Source organism: Haloplanus sp. GDY1, from assembly GCF_023703775.1.
Lineage (GTDB): Archaea > Halobacteriota > Halobacteria > Halobacteriales > Haloferacaceae > Haloplanus > Haloplanus halophilus.
This window is the reverse complement of record NZ_CP098514.1, coordinates 1,273,091-1,291,690: the sequence shown is the minus strand read 5'-3', so window position 1 is coordinate 1,291,690 and position 18,600 is coordinate 1,273,091. Positions and strand designations below refer to the sequence as shown.

At 70.2% G+C, this 18,600-nt stretch carries 20 protein-coding genes; 11 read left to right on the top strand and 9 right to left on the bottom strand.

The genetic code is table 11. The features are described from left to right. The first annotated feature begins 2 nt into the window (after positions 1-2). On the top strand, positions 3-1,637 hold the full coding sequence (locus tag NBT67_RS06975; RefSeq protein WP_251344123.1) for a potassium channel family protein: 1,635 nt from the start codon (positions 3-5) through the stop codon (positions 1,635-1,637). On the opposite strand, the gene NBT67_RS06970 is transcribed toward NBT67_RS06975, so the two are convergent. After that, positions 1,618-2,640: an alcohol dehydrogenase catalytic domain-containing protein gene (locus NBT67_RS06970; RefSeq protein WP_251344122.1), complete on the bottom strand. Its 1,023-nt coding sequence runs from the start codon at positions 2,638-2,640 to the stop codon at positions 1,618-1,620. The two genes, NBT67_RS06975 and NBT67_RS06970, sit on opposite strands and share 20 nt — an antisense overlap. A 116-nt stretch (positions 2,641-2,756) precedes the next feature. On the opposite strand from NBT67_RS06970, the gene eif1A reads away from it, so the two are divergent. Beyond that, on the top strand, positions 2,757-3,041 hold the full coding sequence (gene eif1A, locus NBT67_RS06965; RefSeq protein WP_251344121.1) for a translation initiation factor eIF-1A: 285 nt from the start codon (positions 2,757-2,759) through the stop codon (positions 3,039-3,041). Positions 3,042-3,103: 62 nt separating this feature from the next. Here the strand turns inward: eif1A and NBT67_RS06960 are convergent, their stop codons facing one another. From NBT67_RS06960 to NBT67_RS06940, 5 genes are read right to left on the bottom strand one after another with little or no spacing between them, the layout of a single operon-like run. Beyond that, complete coding sequence (locus tag NBT67_RS06960) at positions 3,104-4,054, bottom strand: metallophosphoesterase family protein (protein WP_251344120.1); 951 nt, start codon at positions 4,052-4,054, stop codon at positions 3,104-3,106. Then, positions 4,051-5,064 (bottom strand): ABC transporter ATP-binding protein, encoded by a 1,014-nt coding sequence (locus tag NBT67_RS06955; RefSeq protein ID WP_251344119.1) that lies wholly within the window; start codon positions 5,062-5,064, stop codon positions 4,051-4,053. Before NBT67_RS06955 ends, NBT67_RS06960 begins: the two co-directional genes overlap by 4 nt. Further along, positions 5,061-5,894: an ABC transporter permease gene (locus NBT67_RS06950; RefSeq protein WP_251344118.1), complete on the bottom strand. Its 834-nt coding sequence runs from the start codon at positions 5,892-5,894 to the stop codon at positions 5,061-5,063. The genes NBT67_RS06955 and NBT67_RS06950 overlap by 4 nt, the downstream gene beginning before the upstream one ends. Next, positions 5,887-6,777: an ABC transporter permease gene (locus NBT67_RS06945; protein WP_251344117.1), complete on the bottom strand. Its 891-nt coding sequence runs from the start codon at positions 6,775-6,777 to the stop codon at positions 5,887-5,889. Before NBT67_RS06945 ends, NBT67_RS06950 begins: the two co-directional genes overlap by 8 nt. Beyond that, the gene (locus tag NBT67_RS06940; protein WP_251344116.1) at positions 6,777-7,847 is read right to left on the bottom strand and encodes an ABC transporter substrate-binding protein; all 1,071 of its coding nucleotides are present in this window, start codon (positions 7,845-7,847) and stop codon (positions 6,777-6,779) included. The genes NBT67_RS06945 and NBT67_RS06940 overlap by 1 nt, the downstream gene beginning before the upstream one ends. Positions 7,848-8,046: 199 nt before the next feature. Here NBT67_RS06940 and ggt point away from each other — a divergent pair, with 199 nt between their 5' ends. Further along, positions 8,047-9,666 carry a gamma-glutamyltransferase gene (gene ggt / locus NBT67_RS06935; RefSeq protein WP_251344115.1) on the top strand — a complete coding sequence of 540 codons (1,620 nt, stop codon included), beginning with the start codon at positions 8,047-8,049 and terminating at the stop codon, positions 9,664-9,666. On the opposite strand, the gene NBT67_RS06930 is transcribed toward ggt, so the two are convergent. Continuing rightward, positions 9,663-10,748, bottom strand: a complete 1,086-nt coding sequence (locus NBT67_RS06930) for a putative sulfate/molybdate transporter (protein ID WP_251344114.1) — start codon at positions 10,746-10,748, stop codon at positions 9,663-9,665. The two genes, ggt and NBT67_RS06930, sit on opposite strands and share 4 nt — an antisense overlap. A gap of 289 nt (positions 10,749-11,037) precedes the next feature. Between NBT67_RS06930 and NBT67_RS06925 the strand changes: the two genes are divergently transcribed. From NBT67_RS06925 to NBT67_RS06890, 8 genes are all read left to right on the top strand, one after another. Next, a complete protein-coding gene (locus tag NBT67_RS06925) occupies positions 11,038-11,325 on the top strand; it encodes a DUF8028 family protein (RefSeq protein ID WP_251344113.1) in 288 nt (95 codons plus the stop codon). A 71-nt stretch (positions 11,326-11,396) separates the two neighbouring features. Then, the gene (gene hisD / locus NBT67_RS06920; RefSeq protein WP_251344112.1) at positions 11,397-12,665 is read left to right on the top strand and encodes a histidinol dehydrogenase; all 1,269 of its coding nucleotides are present in this window, start codon (positions 11,397-11,399) and stop codon (positions 12,663-12,665) included. A 42-nt stretch (positions 12,666-12,707) separates the two neighbouring features. Further along, the gene (locus tag NBT67_RS06915) at positions 12,708-13,406 is read left to right on the top strand and encodes a DUF8071 domain-containing protein (protein ID WP_251344111.1); all 699 of its coding nucleotides are present in this window, start codon (positions 12,708-12,710) and stop codon (positions 13,404-13,406) included. A 48-nt stretch (positions 13,407-13,454) separates the two neighbouring features. Next, positions 13,455-13,820, top strand: a complete 366-nt coding sequence (locus tag NBT67_RS06910) for a HesB/IscA family protein (protein WP_251344110.1) — start codon at positions 13,455-13,457, stop codon at positions 13,818-13,820. 1 nt (position 13,821) lies between these two features. After that, positions 13,822-14,061 carry a DUF5816 domain-containing protein gene (locus NBT67_RS06905; protein WP_251344109.1) on the top strand — a complete coding sequence of 80 codons (240 nt, stop codon included), beginning with the start codon at positions 13,822-13,824 and terminating at the stop codon, positions 14,059-14,061. A 65-nt stretch (positions 14,062-14,126) separates the two neighbouring features. Next, positions 14,127-14,456 (top strand): DUF7116 family protein, encoded by a 330-nt coding sequence (locus NBT67_RS06900; protein ID WP_251344108.1) that lies wholly within the window; start codon positions 14,127-14,129, stop codon positions 14,454-14,456. Positions 14,457-14,504: 48 nt separating this feature from the next. Beyond that, on the top strand, positions 14,505-15,056 hold the full coding sequence (locus NBT67_RS06895; RefSeq protein ID WP_251344107.1) for a mechanosensitive ion channel domain-containing protein: 552 nt from the start codon (positions 14,505-14,507) through the stop codon (positions 15,054-15,056). A 65-nt stretch (positions 15,057-15,121) separates the two neighbouring features. Beyond that, positions 15,122-16,069, top strand: a complete 948-nt coding sequence (locus tag NBT67_RS06890) for a metal-dependent hydrolase (RefSeq protein ID WP_251344106.1) — start codon at positions 15,122-15,124, stop codon at positions 16,067-16,069. 16 nt (positions 16,070-16,085) lie between these two features. On the opposite strand, the gene idsA3 is transcribed toward NBT67_RS06890, so the two are convergent. Then, entirely contained in the window at positions 16,086-17,132 is a 1,047-nt protein-coding gene (gene idsA3 / locus NBT67_RS06885; RefSeq protein ID WP_251344105.1) for a geranylfarnesyl diphosphate synthase, read from the bottom strand. Then, the gene (locus tag NBT67_RS06880) at positions 17,129-18,481 is read right to left on the bottom strand and encodes a ribonuclease J (protein WP_251344104.1); all 1,353 of its coding nucleotides are present in this window, start codon (positions 18,479-18,481) and stop codon (positions 17,129-17,131) included. Before NBT67_RS06880 ends, idsA3 begins: the two co-directional genes overlap by 4 nt. Positions 18,482-18,600 lie beyond the last annotated feature (119 nt).

The following is an 18,600-nucleotide window of genomic DNA, read 5'->3' as shown; positions in this document are numbered from 1 at the left end:
GTATGGACACCTGGCAGCGCCGGACGCTGCAGTACGTCGTCGGCCTCGCGGCCGTGATGGTCGCCTACGCGGCGGCGTACGACGCCGGGATGAGCGTCTACGAGGGGTCGCCGATCAGCTTTCTGCACGCGCTCCAGGTCGTCGTCGAGACGTTCACGACCACCGGCTTCGGCTCCGACGCGCCGTGGACGAGCCCCGAGATGAACGTCCTCGTCATCGTCATGGACCTGACGGGCGTGGTACTCATCTTCCTCGCCCTCCCGGTGCTGGTCTTCCCGCTGTTCGAGCAGGCCATCTCGACGACGGTGCCGGCGGCGGCCGACGAGCGCCTCTCGGACCACGTCGTCATCTGCACGCTCACGCCGCGGGGCGAGACGCTGGTCGAGGAACTCGACTCGTGGGGCGTCGACCACCTGATCCTCGAACCCGACCGCGACCGGGCGCGGGACCTCTACGAGGAGGGCTACGACGTGATCCACGCCGATCCCCAGTCGGTCGACGGCCTGGAGGCCGCGCGCCTCCCCGCGGCCCGGAGCCTCGTCGCCGACGACTCCGACCCCGTGAACACGAGCACCGTCCTGACCGCGAAGGAGGTCGCGGAGGACGTCCGGACGGTGAGCGTCGTCGACGACCCGGACCGCGAGCGGTACCACCGCCTCGCCGGGGCCGACGACGTGCTGTCGCCCCGGGCGCTGCTTGGCGAGGGGCTCGCCTCGAAGGTGACCACGGGCATCTCGACGGAACTCGGCGAGGCCATCGAGATCGGCGAGGACTTCGAGGTGGCGGAACTCCCGATCCAGCGCGGGAGCGACCTCGTGGGACGCACCATCGCCGAGAGCGGCATTCGCGAGCGTGCGGGCGCGAACGTCATCGGGGCGTGGTTCCGGGGGGAGTTCGAGAGCCCGCCCGACCCCGACGCCACCCTCGACAACGGCACCGTGTTGCTGGTCAGCGGCCACGAGGATCAGCTCGAACGGCTGAAGGATCTGACGATGTCGGACGTGCGCCGGTTCGGCCGGGGACAGACGCTCGTCGTCGGCTGCGGCGAGGTCGGCACCACCGTCTCGACGGCGCTCTCGTCGGCGGGCGTCCCGAGCGAGGTGATGGACCTCCGCGACGAGCCGGGCGTCGACGTGGTCGGCGACGCCACCGACCCCGAGGCGCTCTCGCGGGCCGGCGTCGAGGACGCCCGCACCGTCATCCTCGCGCTCCCCGACGACACCCTCACCGAGTTCGCCATCCTCGTCGTCCGGGACCTGAACCCGTCGATAGAGCTGATCGCCCGCGCGGAGCAGACCGAGAACGTCCAGAAGATGTACCGCGCCGGGGCGGACTACGTCCTCTCCCTGGCGACGGTCAGCGGCCGGATGCTCGCCTCCACGATCCTGGAGGACGAGGAGGTGATCTCGCTCGACAAACAGGTCGAGGTGGTCCGGACCCACGCCCCCAACCTCGTCGGTCGGACGCTCGGCGAGGCGGACGTCCGCGCCAGGACGGGGTGTACCGTCGTCGGCGTCGAGCGCGACGGGGAGGTGGTGACGGACCTGGGTCCGGATTTCCGGGTCCGCGAGGGGGACGAACTCGTCATCGCCGGCACCGACGAGGGGACCAACCGGTTCACCGAGACGATGTCGTGACGACGAGTTTGCCGAGCGTGTCGCGCTCCTGCATCGTCGCGAAGGCGGCACCGGTCTCTTCGAGGGGGAAGGTCCGGTCGATCCGCGGCGACAGGTCGCCGCTCGCCACCAGGTCGACCAGCCGTTCCAGGTCGGCCTGCGTCCCCATCGTGCTCCCGATGACGCGCTTGTGGCCGAGGAACAGGTCCGGCACGTCGATCTCGGAGGTGGCCCCGGCGGTCCGACCGCAGACGACCATCCGCCCCCCGCGGCGCATCACGTCCAGTCCGAGGCCGGTGTAGGCGCCGCCGAGGTGGTTGAGTACGGCGTCCGGCCGTCCGACGTCGGCGACGGCCGACCGGAGCGTCTCGGGGTCGGTCCCCTTGATCGTGTGATCGGCACCGAGGTCCGCGAGCGTCTCCAGTTTCGACGCCGAGGACGAGGTGCCGACGGTCCGGACGCCTTGGAGCGTCGCGAGCTGGACGGCGGCGACGCCGACGCCCCCCGTCGCTCCGGGGACGAAGAGCAGGTCGCCGGGTTCGACCTCGGCCCGGCGGAGCATGTGGTAGGCGGTCAGATACGCCGTCGGGAGTGCGGCGGCGGTCGTCGCGTCGACGCCGTCGGGCAGGCGGAGCAGCCGCGACGCCTCGACGCGGGCCGACTCCGCGAGGCCACCGTGGTACAGCGAGTAGTCCGCACAGAGGTTCTCGGGGCCCTCCCGGCAGAACCGGCAGGTGCCACACGTCTCGTTCGGGCAGAGAACCACCCGGTCACCCGGTTCCACGCCGGTGACGCCCTCGCCGACGTCGCTGACGGTGCCCGCGACGTCGAGGCCGCTGACGAAGGGGAGGTCGGTCGGGTCGACCATCGACGACTCGCCGTTCAGAATCCAGAGGTCGTGGTGGTTGATCGAGCAGGCCTCGACGTCGACGACCGCCTCGCCGCGTCCGGGCTCGGGGGTCGGCTGGTTGACGACGCTCACGCCGTCCGGTCCGGTCAGTTCGGTGAAGGCAGCGGCACGCATCGGCCGAACCTTCGGCGCCGGGGACGTAAGGTTGCGGGTGTCGAGTCACGACCTCGCGTGGGACACGTTAGCGGGCGTCTCCGATGACTTAACCGTGCGCGACGCGAAGTACGGGTATGAGTGAAGAGACGGGGCGTCGGAACCTCCGAATGCCCGACGACGACGAGCTGTTCGCGGTGGTAACGGAACACAACGGCGGGAATCACGTCCGCGTCCGCTGTGAGGACGGCGAGAACCGCATGGGCCGCATCCCCGGCCGCATGAAGTACCGCACCTGGATCAACGAGGGCGACGTGGTCCTCGTCGAACCGTGGGACTGGCAGGACGAGAAGGCGAACATCGAGTGGCGCTACTCGGGGCAGGACGCCGAGCAGCTGCGCCGCGAGGGCCACATCGACTGAAGACGATCCATCCCGAGCGGCGGGGCACCGCGACGACCCTTCTGTAGTCCCGTCCCGTCCCGTCAGTCCTCGACGAGCGGGAATCGACGCACGGCGTCGGTGGCGAGGCGCACGATTCGTGCCCCGAGGCCGCCGTCGATCATCGCCGTCCGATAGCTCTCGGCCACCTCCGCGCCCGTCGCCAGCGGGTGGGTGCGGATCCACGTCCCCCGCGGTCCGATGGCGACCGTTGTGACGGCGTGTGGCACCGAACACGCGGGCGGCGCGACGACCTCCCTGACGCCCGTCCGTGTCGTCGCCGCGGGGACGTGGTGGTGGGCAGTCAGCGCCAGCGGGACGTCGTGGATCGCGAGCGTCCGGCGGAGCGACGCCCATCCGCGGACCGGGAACGTCGACCACCGATCGTGGCCGTCGTGGGCGTCCAGCGGCCCGAGGGTGTGATGGAGGGCGACGACGGGCGTCTCCGCCGAGTCGAGGACGGCCGGGAGACGGGCGCGCTGTGCCCGCGACACCGCGCCGCCGGTCGTCTCCCGGAGCGATCCGTCCGGGAGCGCCGCGCTGTTCAGGCAGACGAGCGTGACCGGGCCGATGCGGGCGACGAGCGGGTAGCCGCCGGGCGCGTACCGTCGCTCGAACGCTCGAATCGGCAGGCTGTCGCCGCCGTCGTCTGCCTTCGGGACGTCGTGGTTGCCGGGGATGACCACTGTCGGGGCGTCGAGGCCGGCGACGGCGGCGTCGAACGCCTCGAAGTTCCGCCGCTCGCCGTCCTTCGTGAGGTCGCCGGCGACGAGGACGGCGTCGACGTCAGCCTCGTTCAGCGTCCGCACGGCCCGCCGAAGGAACGCCGTGGTGCGGTGGTACGCCTTCCAGGTGCCGGTCGCCCGCGTCGCCACGTGCGGGTCGGCAATGACGCCGATCGTGACTGGGGGCGACGCCCGCGGCCGCCGGAGCGTGGCGAGCGTCCGCGGGGTCCCACCCGCCCGGACCGTCAGCCGGCGTCGTGCGCCCGTCACGAGTCGATGACGTGGAGGCGGTCGGTATCGACGGCGAGGTGGACGCGCTCGTCGGCGGCCAGGCTCGTGTCGTCCGGGCGGACCGTCAGGGTCGTCCCGTCGTCTGTTTCGACGATGGCCTCCCGGCGCTCGCCGAAGTAGAACACGTCCGACACCGTCGCCTCGATGTCGCCCGTGCCGACCGTGAACGCCTCGGGCCGCGCCACCACGGTCGGGTCGGTCGTCCCCTCGGGCAGGCGGTCCAGCGTGGCGAAGCCGAGGTCGAGGGCCTCACCCTCGGCCGCGGCGTCGAGCAGGTTCGTCGTCCCGATGAAACTGGCGACGAACTCGTTGGCCGGCCGCTCGTAGATCGTCTCGGGTGCACCCACCTGCTCGATCCGGCCGTCGTTCATCACGGCGATGCGGTCACACGTAGCCATCGCCTCCCGCTGGTCATGAGTGACGTACAGCGTCGTGACGCCGAGATCATCGAGGAGCGCGCCGAGTTCGGGTCGGAGCTGGCGCTTGAGCTTCGCGTCCAGACCAGTCATTGGCTCGTCAAGCAGGAGGACTCGGGGCTCGGGAGCGAGCGCCCGAGCGAGTTCCACCCGCTGTTGCTGGCCGCCCGAGAGCCGGCGGGGATCCCTGTCGGCTAGGTCGGCGATGTCGAGCATGTCGAGCAGCGTCCGGGCGCGCTCGTGCCTGTCGGGTTCCGGGACGCCCTGCATCCGGAGGCCGAACGCGACGTTCTCGACGACGCTCATGTTGTCGAACAGCGCGTTCGACTGGAACAGCAGACCGACGTTGCGCTCGTCCGGCGGGACGGCCGTGACGTCCGTGTCGCCGAAGCATACCCGTCCCTGCGTCGGCGCCTCGAACCCCGCGATGGTCCGAAGCGTCGTCGTCTTCCCACAGCCCGACGGGCCGACGAGCCCGAGTATCTCCCCGTCGCGAACCGTCAGCGACACGTCGTCGACGGCGACGTCCGACCCGAACGCCTTCGTGACGCTCTCGACGGTGACGCGGGTCACGCGTTCCCTCCCGTCTCGTGGATCCGCTGGTCGGACACCATCTGGAACACGACGAGCGACAGGACGACGATGCCCACGAACAGCGAGGCGAGCGCGCTCGCCTGTCCCACGCTCGCGGTTCTGAACCCGCCGAACAGGGCGATGGGGAGCGTCGCGTTCCCCGTCGCGTAGATGAAGAACGTGATGTTGAACTCGCCCATCGACAGCGCGAACACCATTATCGCGCCTGCCACGACGCCGCGATAGATGTTCGGAACGACGACGTACAGGAACGTCTCGACCCAGCCCGCTCCGAGGGCGCGGGCGCTCTCTTCTAGCCGTCGGTAGTCGATGGATTCGAGCGTCGACATGGTCGTTTGGACGATGAAGGGGACGGTAAACAGGACGTGCGCACACGCGATCAGCGCCGTCGATCCGGCGAGGTCGACCCCGAACCGGGGCACTCCCCACACCCGGACGATGCCGATGCCGACGACGATCCCCGGAATCGCCATCGGGAGGACGGTTAGTTCCCGCAGCAGGTCGACGAACGCGAAGTCGTAGCGGACCAGCGTGTACCCCGCTGGTACGCCGACGAGGGTCGCGACGACGGTGGTGAGGAGTGCGACCTGCAGGCTCAACAGCAGCGGGTCGAGGTTGGTGGCCAGGGCGCCGGCGTAGTGAGCGAGCGTCAGCGACCCGAGTGATCGCCCGGAGAGCGACCCGCCGACCGAGTGAAACAGGATGGTCAGGAGGGGCAACAGGATGAACGCGAGGACGGCGATACAGACGACGTAAAACGCCGCCAACCCCACGTCGACCGACTGCCCGCGACGGGATCGCTCACTCATACACCGCCCCTCCGAACAGCCGCGCGTAGCCGTAGATGACCCCCACCGTGATGGCCGTGAGGACGATGGCCATCGCGGATCCGGCGCCGTAGTCGTACGTCCCGAGGATGACGCTGTATATCTTCAGCGGGAGGATGTCGACGGTGCCGCTGGCGAGGAGGAGCGCCGTCCCGAAGGCGGCCATCGAGACGCTGAACGCCAGGACGACGGCGGAGGCGATGCCCGGAAGGATGGCCGGAAGGGTGACGTGGCGGAACGTCTGTCGGGGCGACGCGCCGAGTGACCGCGCCGCCTCCTCGACGGTCGGGTCCACCTTCTCGATAGCGCCGACGAGCGACATCGTCGTCCGGGGGAGCGTGAAGTAGACGTAGCCGATGAGAAGTCCGACGAGGCCGAACGCGACGCTGTACCCCGACGGGTCGCCGCCTGTCACGGCCGCGGCCGCCCGCGTCAGCACGCCCGTCCGGCCAACGAGAACGATGACCGCCCACGCGACGAGGATGCCGGGGAGGCTGATGGGAAACGAGATGACGGCCACGATGACCCGCTCGCCCGGCAGGTCCCGCCGGGCGATGAAATACGCCATGAACAGACCGAGGACGACGGCGACGGCGGTGACGAGAGCCGCGATGGCGAGGCTGGTGACGAGCGCCGTCCGGTAGGTGGGGTCGAGGAACACGGCGGCGTAGTTCGCGCCGATCCACGCCTCGTCGTCGAGGCTCAGCCGGACCAATCTGAGCAGCGGCAGGCCGAGAAAGAGGGCGTACAGCGCCACGAGCGGGCCGCTGAGCAGCCAGGGGAGCAGATCGTCGAGCCGCCGGCGCCACGACACGTCGGGGCGTCGCCACGCGAACGCCGGGTGGTCGTCGGCGTGATCCGACATTACAGTATCTCGCCGACGAACCGGGACCGCGCCCGCTGCTGGTTCGACTCCAGTTTCGTGTAGTCGATGGGCTCGGACGCCTCGTAGGCGCTCTGGGGGAGCTTCCGCTCTTGCACCTCGCTCGGCAGTTCGACGCTCGGCCGGATGGGATTGACGAACGCCCGCGCGAATATCTTCTGCCCTTGGTCGCTCAACTGGAAGTCGAGACACCGCTTGCCGGCCTCGGGGCGCGGGGCGTCGGCCACCAGATTCAGCGTGTAGGGGACCTGTACCGAGAGGTCCGACGGCACGACGACCTTCACCTCGTCGGGGGAGAGGTCGCTTTGGTATTTCGCCATGTAGGCGTTGAAGTCGTAGGCCAGCAGGACCGGAATTTCACCCTTGAAGAAACTCGTCACGACGCCCTGTTTCGGCATCGTCGCGATGTTGCCACGGCTCTGGAGATCGCTGAAGAACTGGATGCCGGGATCGAAGTCGTCGAGCGACCCGCCCATGGCGAGGTTCGCGTTGACGAAGTTGATGAAGCCGTTGAACGCCGAGTCCGGATTGTACAGGCCGATGCCGTTCTCGAATCGCTCGTCGAGGAGGTCCTCCCACGTCTCCGGTGGCTCGTCGACGGCGCCGGTGTTGACCGCCCAGCCGACCGTGGCGTAGTGGTTCGAGAACCAGTTACCGTCCGGGTGTTTCAGCTGATCCGGAATCTCGTCGAAGCCCGTGACCTCGTAGGGAGCACACAGTCCCCGGCTGTCCGCCTTGATGGCGTCCGTGATCCCCATGTAGGCGGCGTCGGCCTGTGGGTTGTCCTGCTCGTTTGTGAGGGCGTTGAGCGTCTGCCCGCTGTTTTTCGTGTCCTCGGGGAAGTCGATCCCCGTCTGCTCGGTGAACGTGTTCCGAATCGTCTGATAGTTCGCCCAGCCATTGACCGCGTTGTACTGGACGACGGTGTCGGCCGGACCGTCGCCGCCACTTCCAGCGCTGCCGAGACAGCCGGCCATCCCAACGACACAACTCCCCGCGAGTCCGAGCGCGGCCCGCCGCGACACGCCGCGCGAACGCGATGATCCGTACATCGTCGCCCGATTCTTGCCGGCATCCTCTCAAGGGGGTTTATAATAGGCGTCCGTAGCGTTCGTGGGGCGTACCCACCGCTCGCAACGGGTATGTAGCCGTTGCCAACGCCCCCGTGGCGTCTCGGCGTGGATGACCCGTTCACGACCAGCGGCCCGTGGACACCAAACGACTTTGTGCGCACGGGGTGTCGGTCGGCGCATGGATTCGAGGCCGGACCTCGACCGGTTCGACTCGCGCCGGTCGACAGCCTACGCACAGGGGGGGATGGTGGCGACGAGCCAGCCGCTCGCCGCGCAGGCCGGCGTGGCGGCCCTCCGCGACGGCGGCAACGCCTTCGACGCCGCGGTGACGACGGCGGCGGCGCTGAACGTCGTCGAGCCGATGAGCACGGGCATCGGCGGCGATGCGTTCGCGCTCTACCGCACCGCCGACGGCGACGTGGGTGCGTTCCGGGCGTGTGGCGGCGCCCCTGCCGACGCGACGGTCGACGCCGTCCGCGAACGGGTCGCGGAGCGCTCGGGCGGCGACCCCGACGAGGCGTCGATGCCGAACGCCGGCCCACTCGCCGTCACGGTCCCCGGGACCGTGCGCGGGTGGGAGACGCTGCTCGCGGACCACGGGACCCGCTCGCTCGCGGCCGCCCTGCAGCCGGCCATCGACTACGCGACCGAGGGATTCCCGGTCAGCGAGGTGATCGCCGACATGTGGACGGCGGCCGAGGCGCTGTTCACCGAGGCGGACGCCCGCGAGGAGTACCTGATCGACGGCCGGTCGCCGGAAACCGGCGAGGTGATGACCCTCCCGGACCTGGGTTCGACGCTCTCGACGGTGGCGACGGAGGGCGCCGACGCCTTCTACGAGGGCGCCATCGCCGACCGCATCGGGGCGGCGGTGCGGGAACGCGGCGGCCTGCTGACGGCCGCCGACCTCGCGGAGTTCGACCCCGAGTACGTCGACCCCGTCTCGACGACGTACCGCGGCGCCGAGGTGTACGAACTCCCGCCGAACAACCAGGGGCTGGTCGCCCTGGAGGCGCTGAACGTCGCGGAGGAACTCGACGCCGGCGCCTACGACTACGACGCCGCCGAGCGCGTCCACTACTTCGTCGAGGCGCTGAAGCGGGCCTTCCACGACGGCCACCACTACATCACCGACCCCGAGTACGAGGACGTCCCCGACTTGGGGTCGAAGGCCCACGCCGCCGAGCGCGCGGCGACGGTCGGCGAACGCGCCCGCTCGGTCTCCGTCGGCGGGCCGGCCGCCCCCGGCGACGGCGACACCGTCCTCCTGACCGTCGCCGACGGGGCGGGCAACGTCGTCTCCTTCATCAACTCCGTCTTCGGTCACTTCGGGAGCGGCGTCGTCGTGCCGGGGACGGGGATCACGCTCCAGAACCGCGGGAGTTCGTTCTCGCTCGACCCCGCCCACCCGAACCGGATCGAACCCGGAAAGCGGCCGTTCCACACCCTGATTCCGGGGCTCGTCCGCTTCGACCGCGACGACTGGGCGGCCTTCGGCGTCATGGGCGGCTACATGCAACCCCAGGGGCACCTGCAGGTGCTCGCGAACGTCCTCGATTACGGCATGCCCCTGCAGGCGGCGCTGGACGCGCCGCGCTGGCGCTACCTGGCCGACGGCTCCCTCGCCGTCGAGGACCGGTTCCCCGAGGGCCTGCTGCCGAAGCTCTCACGCCGGGGTCACGACGTGGTCGTGAAGTCGGCCTCGGAGTTCGGCGGCGGACAGATCACCCGGCTGGCCGACGGCGTCATTTCGGGGGCGACCGAACCCCGGAAGGACGGGGCGGCGGCGGGCTTCTAGGCGCGCCAGCGCGCGAGCGCGTGGTAGCCGACGAGGCCGACGCCGAAGGCGACGCCGACGTTCGTCAGCAGCGCGACGACGCCGATGCCACCCGCCAGGAGTGGGTCCTCCGTGTCGATTCCGGCACGGCCGAGTTCCAGCGCGACAAGGACGAGCACCACCCCGAGGACGGCCATGGGGAAGGCGGCCACGGCGTCGACGGCGACGACGGCGAGCAGGAGGTAGACGCCGCCGAGAACGAGGTTCGAGGTGGCGGTGCGGGCGCCGAAGGCGTACTTCCCGGCGACCCCGCCGCTCCCGTGACACATGGGCATCGCGCCGAAGGGGAGCGCGAGCAGGTTCATGAGACCCATGCTCGTCGAGAGCTCGTCGGGCGACGCCTCGGCGTCGAAGTACTCCTCGACCAGCAGCGAGGTGGCGACGGCGGCGTTGCCGACGGTCATGGCGAGTTGGCCGAGCGTCGCACCGACGGCGTCCCGCGAGAACGCGAGCGCCCCGATATCGAGGAGTGCGAGCGAGGGGAGTCGCGGGGTGATCGATCCGCCGGCGGTCACGGCGACGGCCGCGCCCACGCCGAGGACGACCAGCGCGGCGGCGTCGCGGTAGCCGAGGACGACGGCACCGAGCGCGACGACGACGGAGAGCGCGGCGAGTCGGGGGTCGCCGAGTCCCGTCGTCACGCCGGTCCGGAGCAGGATCAACGCGACGCCGACCTGAATCCCCCGAACCACGGGTTCGCCGACGTAGGGGGCCAGCCGACCCAGCGTCCCGGTCGTGCCGATCAGGAGCAGGACGCCGCCGGCGAGCAGGCCCGCGGCGACGTACTCGCCGCCCGAGAGGCCGCCGGCGATGACCAGCGCCGCCAGCGCCTTCATCGGCTCGACGGACATCGGGTGGCCGTAGTACAGCCCCCAGACCACCTGAAAGAGCCCGAACCCGAGCAGCAGCCGACCGAGGCCGAGGTCGGTGAGCGCCGCCACGGCCACCACGATGGGAAGGACGGTGACGGTGTCGCCGACGGCGCCCGTCACCTCCCTCCAGGCGACGTCGAACCGCGACTCGTGCCAACTGGCCAGCGACATCTCTCGCCTCCGGCTTCCCTCTCGACACCTAAACAGTTATCGAGAAACTGATATATGTCACGATCGCGGGCGGATGTGGTCGGTTTCGGTTACGGGCCGGCGTCTCGGCGGCCGTGAAGCGGTCACGGACCCGAGTTCCGGTGTCACGGGATCTACGGACTCGATAAACTCTCTAAAAATCCCTGACGACGCGATAAAACGACACGAATCGCTCGGCGGCCGGCGTTAACCGAGCGAAACGAGACGAAGACAGCCCAACGATTTGCCCCCTATATGGGGGTGGGGATCCATGCATCGGGTGGAGCCAGTCACCATGTCCCTGTCCGAACGCACCCCCCTCGACGCCACCGGCACCGAACCGCTGCCCACCCTCGGGAACGCCCTCCGCACGGCCGTCGCGTACGCCGCGCTCCCGGTCCAGTTCGTCGCCTTCTGGCTGGCGACCCTGCTCCCGCTGACGTACCTCCCGCTGCTGGCGACGGGGATGGTGGCCGGCAATCGTCTCTCGTTCGCCGGGCTACTCGGCCTGAACGCCGTCGCCTTCGTCGTCGGTCACTCCCACAACCGGCCGGAGTGACGACGCGCTTCGGACTGGTTCCACCCGCCCATATCGGAATCCCTTTTCGCTCGCCCGCGCAACGTGCGTCCATGGAGGTACGCGAAATCGAGGGGCTCGGCCCCGCCGAACGGGCGGCGCTGTTCGAGCGCGACGCGGGGATCGAAGCCGTTCGCGAGGACGTCCGCGACATCGTGGACCGCGTCCGCGACGAGGGCGACGTGGCGATCCGGGAGTTCTGCCGGGAGTTCGACGGCGTCGAGGTCGGCAACCTCGACGTGACCGACGCCGCCGAGCGCGCCCACGAGAGCGTCGACGACGACCTGCTGTCGGCCATCCGCGCCGCCGCCGAGAACGTTCGCGAGTTCCACGAGCGGCAGCTGCCGGCCGACTGGCGCGAGGACTTCGACGGGCGCGAACTCGGCCGCCGGTTCCGGCCGCTCGACCGGGTCGGCGTCTACGTCCCCGGCGGCACGGCCGCCTACCCGTCGAGCGCGCTCATGGGCATCGTCCCCGCGACGGTCGCCGGCGTCGACCACGTCGTCGTGACGACGCCGCCGGCCGAGGAACTGAACCCGGCCACCCTCGCGGCCGTCCACGAGGCGGGCGCCGACGCCGTCTACAGCGTCGGCGGCGCCCAGGCCGTCGCCGCCATGGCCTACGGCACCGAGACGGTCACGCCGGTCGGGAAGGTGGTCGGCCCCGGAAACCGCTGGGTCACGGCGGCGAAAGCCGAGGTCCGGGGCGACGTCGACATCGACTTCCTCGCGGGGCCGAGCGAGGTGCTCGTCCTCGCCGACGGGACCGCCGATCCGACCTTCGTGGCCGCGGACCTGCTGGCACAGGCCGAACACGACGACCACGCCTCGGTCGTCGCGGTGACTGCCGATCCGGACCTCGCCGAGGCGGTGGTCGACGAGGTGGAGCGTCGGCTTCCGGACGTCGCTCGCCGCGAGACGGTCGAGGCGGCACTCGACAACGACGCCAGCGGCGTCTTCCTCGCGCGCTCGATGTCCGAGGCCGTCCTCTTCGCCGAGGAGTACGCCGCCGAACACCTGTCGATCCAGGCCGACGACGACGAGGCGCTGCTGGATCGGATCGACAGCGCCGGCAGCGTCTTCCTCGGTCCCTACACTCCGGTCGCCGCCGGCGACTACGCCTCCGGCACCAACCACGTCCTGCCGACGGGGGGTGGCGCCCGGCGCTTCGGCGGGCTCTCGGTCGAGACGTTCCTCCGCTCGACGACCGTCCAGCGCCTCGACCGGGACGCGCTCGAGGGCCTCTCGGGGACCATCACGACCCTCGCCGAGGCGGAGGGCCTGGACGGCCACGCCGAGAGCGTCCGCCGCCGGTTCGAATAGTCCGCAAATTTGACAGTCGAGGCCCGTGACGTTCGGAACGCGATGCGTCCCTCCACTTCCGTTCCGACCGCCCTGAACCGAACGAAATCGTCACTCGCGCTCCTGCTCTCGGGAGCGGCGTGGCTGCTCGGCCGACTGGCCGCCGGGACGTCGTGGCTGCTCTCGCGTCTCGTCGGCGGGGGCCGTCGGCTCCGGCGTCGGGCCGAGAGCGTCCTCCGTGGCCCGGTGTCCCGGGTCGTCCGCGGGCCGCTCCTGACCTTCCTGCTCGGCCGCCGGGCCGCCGTCTCCGTAGCGCTCGTCGGCCTCGGCGCCCTGCTCGGGGCCGTGACCGCGTGGGGCGTCGCCGCGACGACGGGCTACCCGCCCCTCGAGGGGTGGCTCGCCGGGACGTGGGACGGCACCGACCCGCAGGCCGTCGTCTTCGTCGGTGGCGCCCTCCTCCTCGCCCTCGCCGCGGCCAGCGCGGCGCTGAACGCCGGCTTCCTCCCGACGACGCTGCTGGTCGCCGGCCCCCTGTTCGGTCTCGGCCTGACCCGCTACGGCACCGTCGTCTCGACGCGCTACGGCCAGCACGTCGTCTCCCTGCCCGAGGCCCTCGCCTTCGCGTTCGCCGTCGCGGCCGTCGGTGCCGGCACCCTCGGCGTCGCCGGCTACGTCCTCGGCGCGGGCTGTCGCCGCGCGGTCCGGGTAGTCCGGGCGGACGCCGCGCTCCCCGCCCTCGCCCGGCGTAACGAGGACTGATTACGTCACCCCGTCAGGGTTAACAGGCTTCGCGGTGTATCCACGCCCATGAGTACCGAGAGCATCGACGGGACGAGCGACGCGGTGGTGGAGGTCACGGCCGACGCCGCCTCGGAGGCCCTCGACCTGATGGACCGTGAGGGGATGGACCGCGACGTGGGTGGCCTGCGCCTGTTCGTCCAGCAGGGGGGCTGTGCGGGGCTCTCCTACGGCATGCGATTCGACGACGAACCGGAGGAGGACGACCTGGTGGTCGAGAAACACGACCTCCGCGTGTTCGTCGACCCGGCGAGCGCCGACTACATCGGCGGCTCCGTGCTGGACTACGAGTCCGGCCTGCAGGCGGAGGGGTTCCACGTCGAGAACCCGAACGTCGTCTCCGAGTGTGGCTGTGGCGAGTCCTTCCGGACCTGACGTGAACGCCCGTTCGACCCCCGACGACCGGACCGTCTACGTCGACCGGGAGGACGCCGAGCGCGGCGCCGACGGCCCCTTCTTCGTCGCCTACTGCTCCCCGGACCGCGACCGCCGGTGGGGCTACCTCTGTGGCAACTGCGACAGCTTCGACAACGCCATGGACGCGATGGGACGCATCGAGTGCAACGCCTGCGGCAACTACCGGAAACCGGACCGCTGGGACGCCGCCCACGAGTGACTCCTTGCCGTGGTAACACTTATCATCCGACCGGTCGTAGGGGGGCGTACATGGCCCCTGTTACCATGCCACCTGTCGAAGAGGCGCGGAGGATCTTCCGTCGCCTCGGCTACTCCGTCGACGGCGACGGGGTCGACCTCCGGGCCGAACGGAAGTGGCGCACCGTCCACGTGACCGCACTCGACGCCGACGACGCGTCCTCCCCGCGGCGACTGCGCGCGGACGGGGGACGGACGGAGTATCGACTCCGGTGTTTCGTCACGTGGATGGAGGCCACAGGGGACCTCCGTGATCGACTCGCGTCGCTCGATCCGGACTACGAGTGGGCCATCATCGGCGTCGACGACGGGAGCGACGACTACGAGGTCGTCGACCCCGTCGGGACGGCGGCGTAGGGCGCCCCGGCGCCGCAGTTTTACGTTCCCGGCGACCGGCCATCGGGTATGGCCGGCGTCGCACTCCAGTCGAACCTCCTCCGGGGCGCGCTCGTCGAGTTCCTCCACCGCCTCGTCGAGGCGCTCCCGACGGTCGTCACGGGTATCGTCTTCCTGGTGCTGGCGGCGATCCTCGTCAAACTCGTCCTCGCGGTCCTGAAGGCCGTCCTCGCGCGGACGATGCGCGGGCAGTCGCCCGTCTACCGCCAGTTTCTCACCACCATCGTCGCCGTCTTCCTCTGGTTCGGGGTCGGCCTCTCGACGCTCTCGGTCGTCGGACTCGACGACATCGCGGCGTCGCTCGGCACGGCCGCCGGCTTCCTCGCTCTGGGCGTCTCCTACGCCACGAGCGACATGATCGCCGACGCCGTCGCCGGCGTGTACCTCCTCCGCGACCCCGACTTCGAGACCGGCGACACCGTCCGCGTGGGCGACATGGAGGGGGAGGTCCGATCCATCGAACTCCGGAAGACCCGCTTCGCGGTCGACGACGACATCGTCGTCCGCGGAAACGCCGACATCGAGGCGCGGTGGGCCAAGGTCGGGGACGAAGCCGCCTGACGCCCCCTGTCACCTGTTCGCACGACGCCCGCGCAGTTTATACTCGTTGCCCGAGAATTCGGTGCATGTTCGTGGGTCACGCCGCTTTCGCGTTCGCCGTCGTCGGCGGCGTCGCCGTGTGGCGCGGCTGGACCGCGGAGCGAGCCCTCACCGTCGGCCTCTTGGCCGGAGGCTTCGCCGCGCTCCCCGACGTCGACATCGCGTACGCCCTCGTGGGCGTCGCGGCCGCCGCCGGCGGCGACGCCCTGACCCTCGCGACGGCGTTCTGGTCGACGGGCAACCTCGTCCACCGCGCGGTGACCCACTCGCTCGTCCTCGCTCCGGCAGTGGCACTGCTCGCGGCGCTCGTGGGTACCACCCGCGGCGGCCGGTTCGCCGCGGCCGCCCTCGGAGCCCTCCTCGTCGCCGTCGCCTGGACGGCGAGCGGCCCGCTCGGCGTCGTCGTCACGGTCCCCTTCGTCGTCGGTGCGGCCCTCCTCGGGGGCGTCGCCGACGCCGTCGGCCTCCCGGCGCCGAAGGTGTTCGCTGTCGGGCTGGTCGGCCTCGTCTCTCACCCCTTCGGCGACCTCTTCACCGGCGACCCGCCGGCGATGGGCTATCCGCTCGACGCGACGCTCGTGGCCGAGCGGGTCGCCCTCGCGGCCGACCCGACGCTCCACCTGCTCGCGGCGTTCGGCGCCGAACTCGCGACGATATGGGCCGCCGTCCTCGTCGTCGGCGCCGCCACGGGGCTCCGCGCCCGAACCGCCGTCGCTCCGAGGGCGACCCTCGGCGCCGGCTACGCCGCGAGCGTCCTCCTCGTTCCCGCGCCGACGCTCGACCTCTCCTACCCGTTCGTGTTCTCCGTCCTCGGCGTCGGCCTCGTCGGCGCGCTCCCGCGGGTCCGGGTGGTCGGCACTCCCGACGGCCCGACCGTCGAACCGCCGGACTGGCTGGCGGCCTGTCTGACCGGCCTCTCGGCGATTACGGTCGCCTGGCTGGCCTACGCCGTCGCCTACGTGATCGTCGGCTAGAACGCGAAACGGGGGCTCAGTACCCCCGCGAGATCAGGTACTCGGAGAGGTCGGCCAGCAGCCCCCGCGCCTCGTTGTCGGGGAGGACGTCGAGGTCCGCCTTGCTCCGGTCGACGAGCGACCGGGCCTTCTCGCGGGCGTACTGAATGCTTCCGGCCTCCGAGAGCGTCGCGACCGCGTCCTCGACGGCCTCGTCGGTGAGCGACTCGGCGTCCTCCGCGTCGACCAGGCCGTCCACGTCGACGCCTTGCTGGCGGGCGTGGAGGGTGATGAGCGTCTCCTTGTTCTCGACGAGGTCGGAGCCGCGCTGCTTGCCCAACTGCTCCGAGGGCACCGTCAGATCGAGTACGTCGTCCTGGATCTGGAACGCCGACCCGGAGTGGATCCCGTAGTCGTAGAGGGCGTCGACCACCTCGTCGTCGGCGTCGAGGAGGACCGCGGGCGTCGCCGCCGCGTCGCCGTACAGCACCGCCGTCTTGGACTCGACCATCTCGAGGTACTCCTCGGGGAGCACCTCGGTTCGGCGCTCGAACTCGACGTCGAGGGCCTGGCCCTCGCAGATGCGCGTACACGTGTTCGCGAGCATCCGCATCGCCTCCAGCCCGTTCTCCGGCGCCGCACCGGTCTCCGCCATGATCTCGAAGGCCGTCGAGTAGAGGGTGTCCCCCGCCAGGATGGCGGTGTCAACGTCGTAGGCCTTGTGGACGGCGGGAACGCCGCGCCTGAGCGCGTCGTCGTCCATGATGTCGTCGTGGATGAGGGTGAACGACTGGATGATCTCGAGGCTCAGTGCGCCCGCCATCACGTCCACGTCCCCGCCGTCGAGGGCGGGGAACTGTCGGTAGTCGACGGAGAGTGGGGGGACGTCCGCGATGGCCTCGGCCGCGAGCAGCGACACCGTCGGCCGGAGGCGCTTGCCCCCCGCCTTCAGCAGGTATCGCGAGGCCTCCCAGAGCCGTTCCGGCTCCTCGAGTGGGAGGTCCTCGTCGAGGGCCGCGTTGACCCGCTCGCGGCGCTCGCGAACCGCCGCGAGCACCCGCTCCTCCGCCGAATCGGTCGTCATTCCACCAGCTGGATCATGTTCCCGTTGCGCGTGACGTGCAGGTCGCGGCCCAGCGCGTAGCCCTGGCTCTCACACAGGTCGACGTAGGGCGCGAACCCTTCGAGGTCCTGGTGGGCGGGGATGACGTGCTGGGGCTGCAGGGCGTCCAGCATCTCGTAGTGGCCCTCCTCGCGGAGGTGGCCGGAGACGTGAATCTCGTCGTAGATGCGCGCGCCCTGCATGCGGAGCAGGCGCTCGGACTGGTAGCGCTGGCCCTCGTTGGTCGGCTCCGGGATGACGCGCGCCGAGAACAGCACCTTGTCGCCGTTCTCCAGTTCGTACGGCGTCTCGCCGCGACCCATCCGCGTCAGCATCGCGCGCGGTTCGCCCTGATGGCCCGTGACGATGGGCAGGTAGTTCTCCTTGCCCTCCTTCATGATCCGCTTGAACGTCCGGTCGACGGACTTGCGGTGGCCGTACATCCCCAGGTCGTCGGGGAAGTCGACGAAGTTCAGACGCTCGGCAGTCCCGGAGTACTTCTCCATCGACCGACCCAGCAGGACGGGCTGGCGGCCGATGTCCTTCGCGAACTCGACGAGGCTGGTGACGCGGGCGATGTGGGAACTGAACGTGGTGGCGACGATGCCCCCGTCGTAGTCCTCGATGGAGTACATCACGTCACGGAGGTGCTTGCGCGCGACGGACTCGCTGGGCGTGCGGCCCTTCCGACCCGCGTTGGTGCAGTCCTCGATGTAACAGAGGACGCCCTCGCCCTCGCGGCCGATCTCGCGGAAGCGGTCCATGTCGATGGGGTCGCCGATGACCGGCGTGTGGTCCATCCGCTTGTCGAGGCCGTAGACGACGGCCCCCTCCGGCGTGTGGAGGACCGGGTTGATCGCGTCGATGATGGAGTGGGTGACGTTGACGAACTCGAGGTCGACCTTCCCGGAGTCGCCGATGGACATCGTCTCGCCCGCGTCCATCTTCACCAGGTCGTTGCCGACGTTGAACTTGTCCTCGCCCTGGACCTGCTGTTTCACCAGTTCGATGGTGAACGGCGTCGCGACGACTGGCGCGTCGTAGCGGTGGGCGAGTTTCGAGATGGCACCGATGTGGTCCAGGTGACCGTGCGTGGGGACGATCGCCTGGACGTCCCCTTCGAGGTCGCTCATCACCCGGTCGTCGGGGATGGCGCCCATGTCGATCAGGTCGAGACTGTGCATCTGTTCGGTTTCGACGTTGTCGTGGATCAGCACCTGCGACAGGTTCAGACCCATGTCGAAGACGACGACGTCGTCACCGGCGCGGACGGCAGTCATCTGCCGCCCGACTTCCTCGTAGCCGCCGATCGTTGCGATTTCGATTTCCATTGTTAGCATTGAAACGCCACAGTCGTGGCAAGTTGCTCATGCAAATCCCGTCCTCGGGGGCCACCGGCCCCGGCGTCTTGCAGCACGTCGGTCGCTGGTCCCCGCCGTGTGGCCGCTGC

Bases quoted from the DNA above. Each gene is read 5' to 3' on its own strand.
- NBT67_RS06910 (WP_251344110.1), top strand. From the start codon at position 13,455: ATGAGTACCGAGAGCATCGACGGGACGAGCGACGCGGTGGTGGAGGTC.
- NBT67_RS06950 (WP_251344118.1), bottom strand. From the start codon at position 5,894: ATGAGTGAGCGATCCCGTCGCGGGCAGTCGGTCGACGTGGGGTTGGCG.
- NBT67_RS06975 (WP_251344123.1), top strand. From the start codon at position 3: ATGGACACCTGGCAGCGCCGGACGCTGCAGTACGTCGTCGGCCTCGCG.
- NBT67_RS06890 (WP_251344106.1), top strand. From the start codon at position 15,122: ATGTTCGTGGGTCACGCCGCTTTCGCGTTCGCCGTCGTCGGCGGCGTC.
- NBT67_RS06895 (WP_251344107.1), top strand. From the start codon at position 14,505: ATGGCCGGCGTCGCACTCCAGTCGAACCTCCTCCGGGGCGCGCTCGTC.
- hisD (WP_251344112.1), top strand. From the start codon at position 11,397: ATGGAGGTACGCGAAATCGAGGGGCTCGGCCCCGCCGAACGGGCGGCG.
- ggt (WP_251344115.1), top strand. From the start codon at position 8,047: ATGGATTCGAGGCCGGACCTCGACCGGTTCGACTCGCGCCGGTCGACA.
- NBT67_RS06970 (WP_251344122.1), bottom strand. From the start codon at position 2,640: ATGCGTGCCGCTGCCTTCACCGAACTGACCGGACCGGACGGCGTGAGC.
- NBT67_RS06900 (WP_251344108.1), top strand. From the start codon at position 14,127: ATGCCACCTGTCGAAGAGGCGCGGAGGATCTTCCGTCGCCTCGGCTAC.
- NBT67_RS06930 (WP_251344114.1), bottom strand. From the start codon at position 10,748: ATGTCGCTGGCCAGTTGGCACGAGTCGCGGTTCGACGTCGCCTGGAGG.
- NBT67_RS06945 (WP_251344117.1), bottom strand. From the start codon at position 6,777: ATGTCGGATCACGCCGACGACCACCCGGCGTTCGCGTGGCGACGCCCC.
- idsA3 (WP_251344105.1), bottom strand. From the start codon at position 17,132: ATGACGACCGATTCGGCGGAGGAGCGGGTGCTCGCGGCGGTTCGCGAG.
- NBT67_RS06925 (WP_251344113.1), top strand. From the start codon at position 11,038: ATGCATCGGGTGGAGCCAGTCACCATGTCCCTGTCCGAACGCACCCCC.
- NBT67_RS06940 (WP_251344116.1), bottom strand. From the start codon at position 7,847: ATGTACGGATCATCGCGTTCGCGCGGCGTGTCGCGGCGGGCCGCGCTC.
- NBT67_RS06915 (WP_251344111.1), top strand. From the start codon at position 12,708: ATGCGTCCCTCCACTTCCGTTCCGACCGCCCTGAACCGAACGAAATCG.
- NBT67_RS06880 (WP_251344104.1), bottom strand. From the start codon at position 18,481: ATGGAAATCGAAATCGCAACGATCGGCGGCTACGAGGAAGTCGGGCGG.
- eif1A (WP_251344121.1), top strand. From the start codon at position 2,757: ATGAGTGAAGAGACGGGGCGTCGGAACCTCCGAATGCCCGACGACGAC.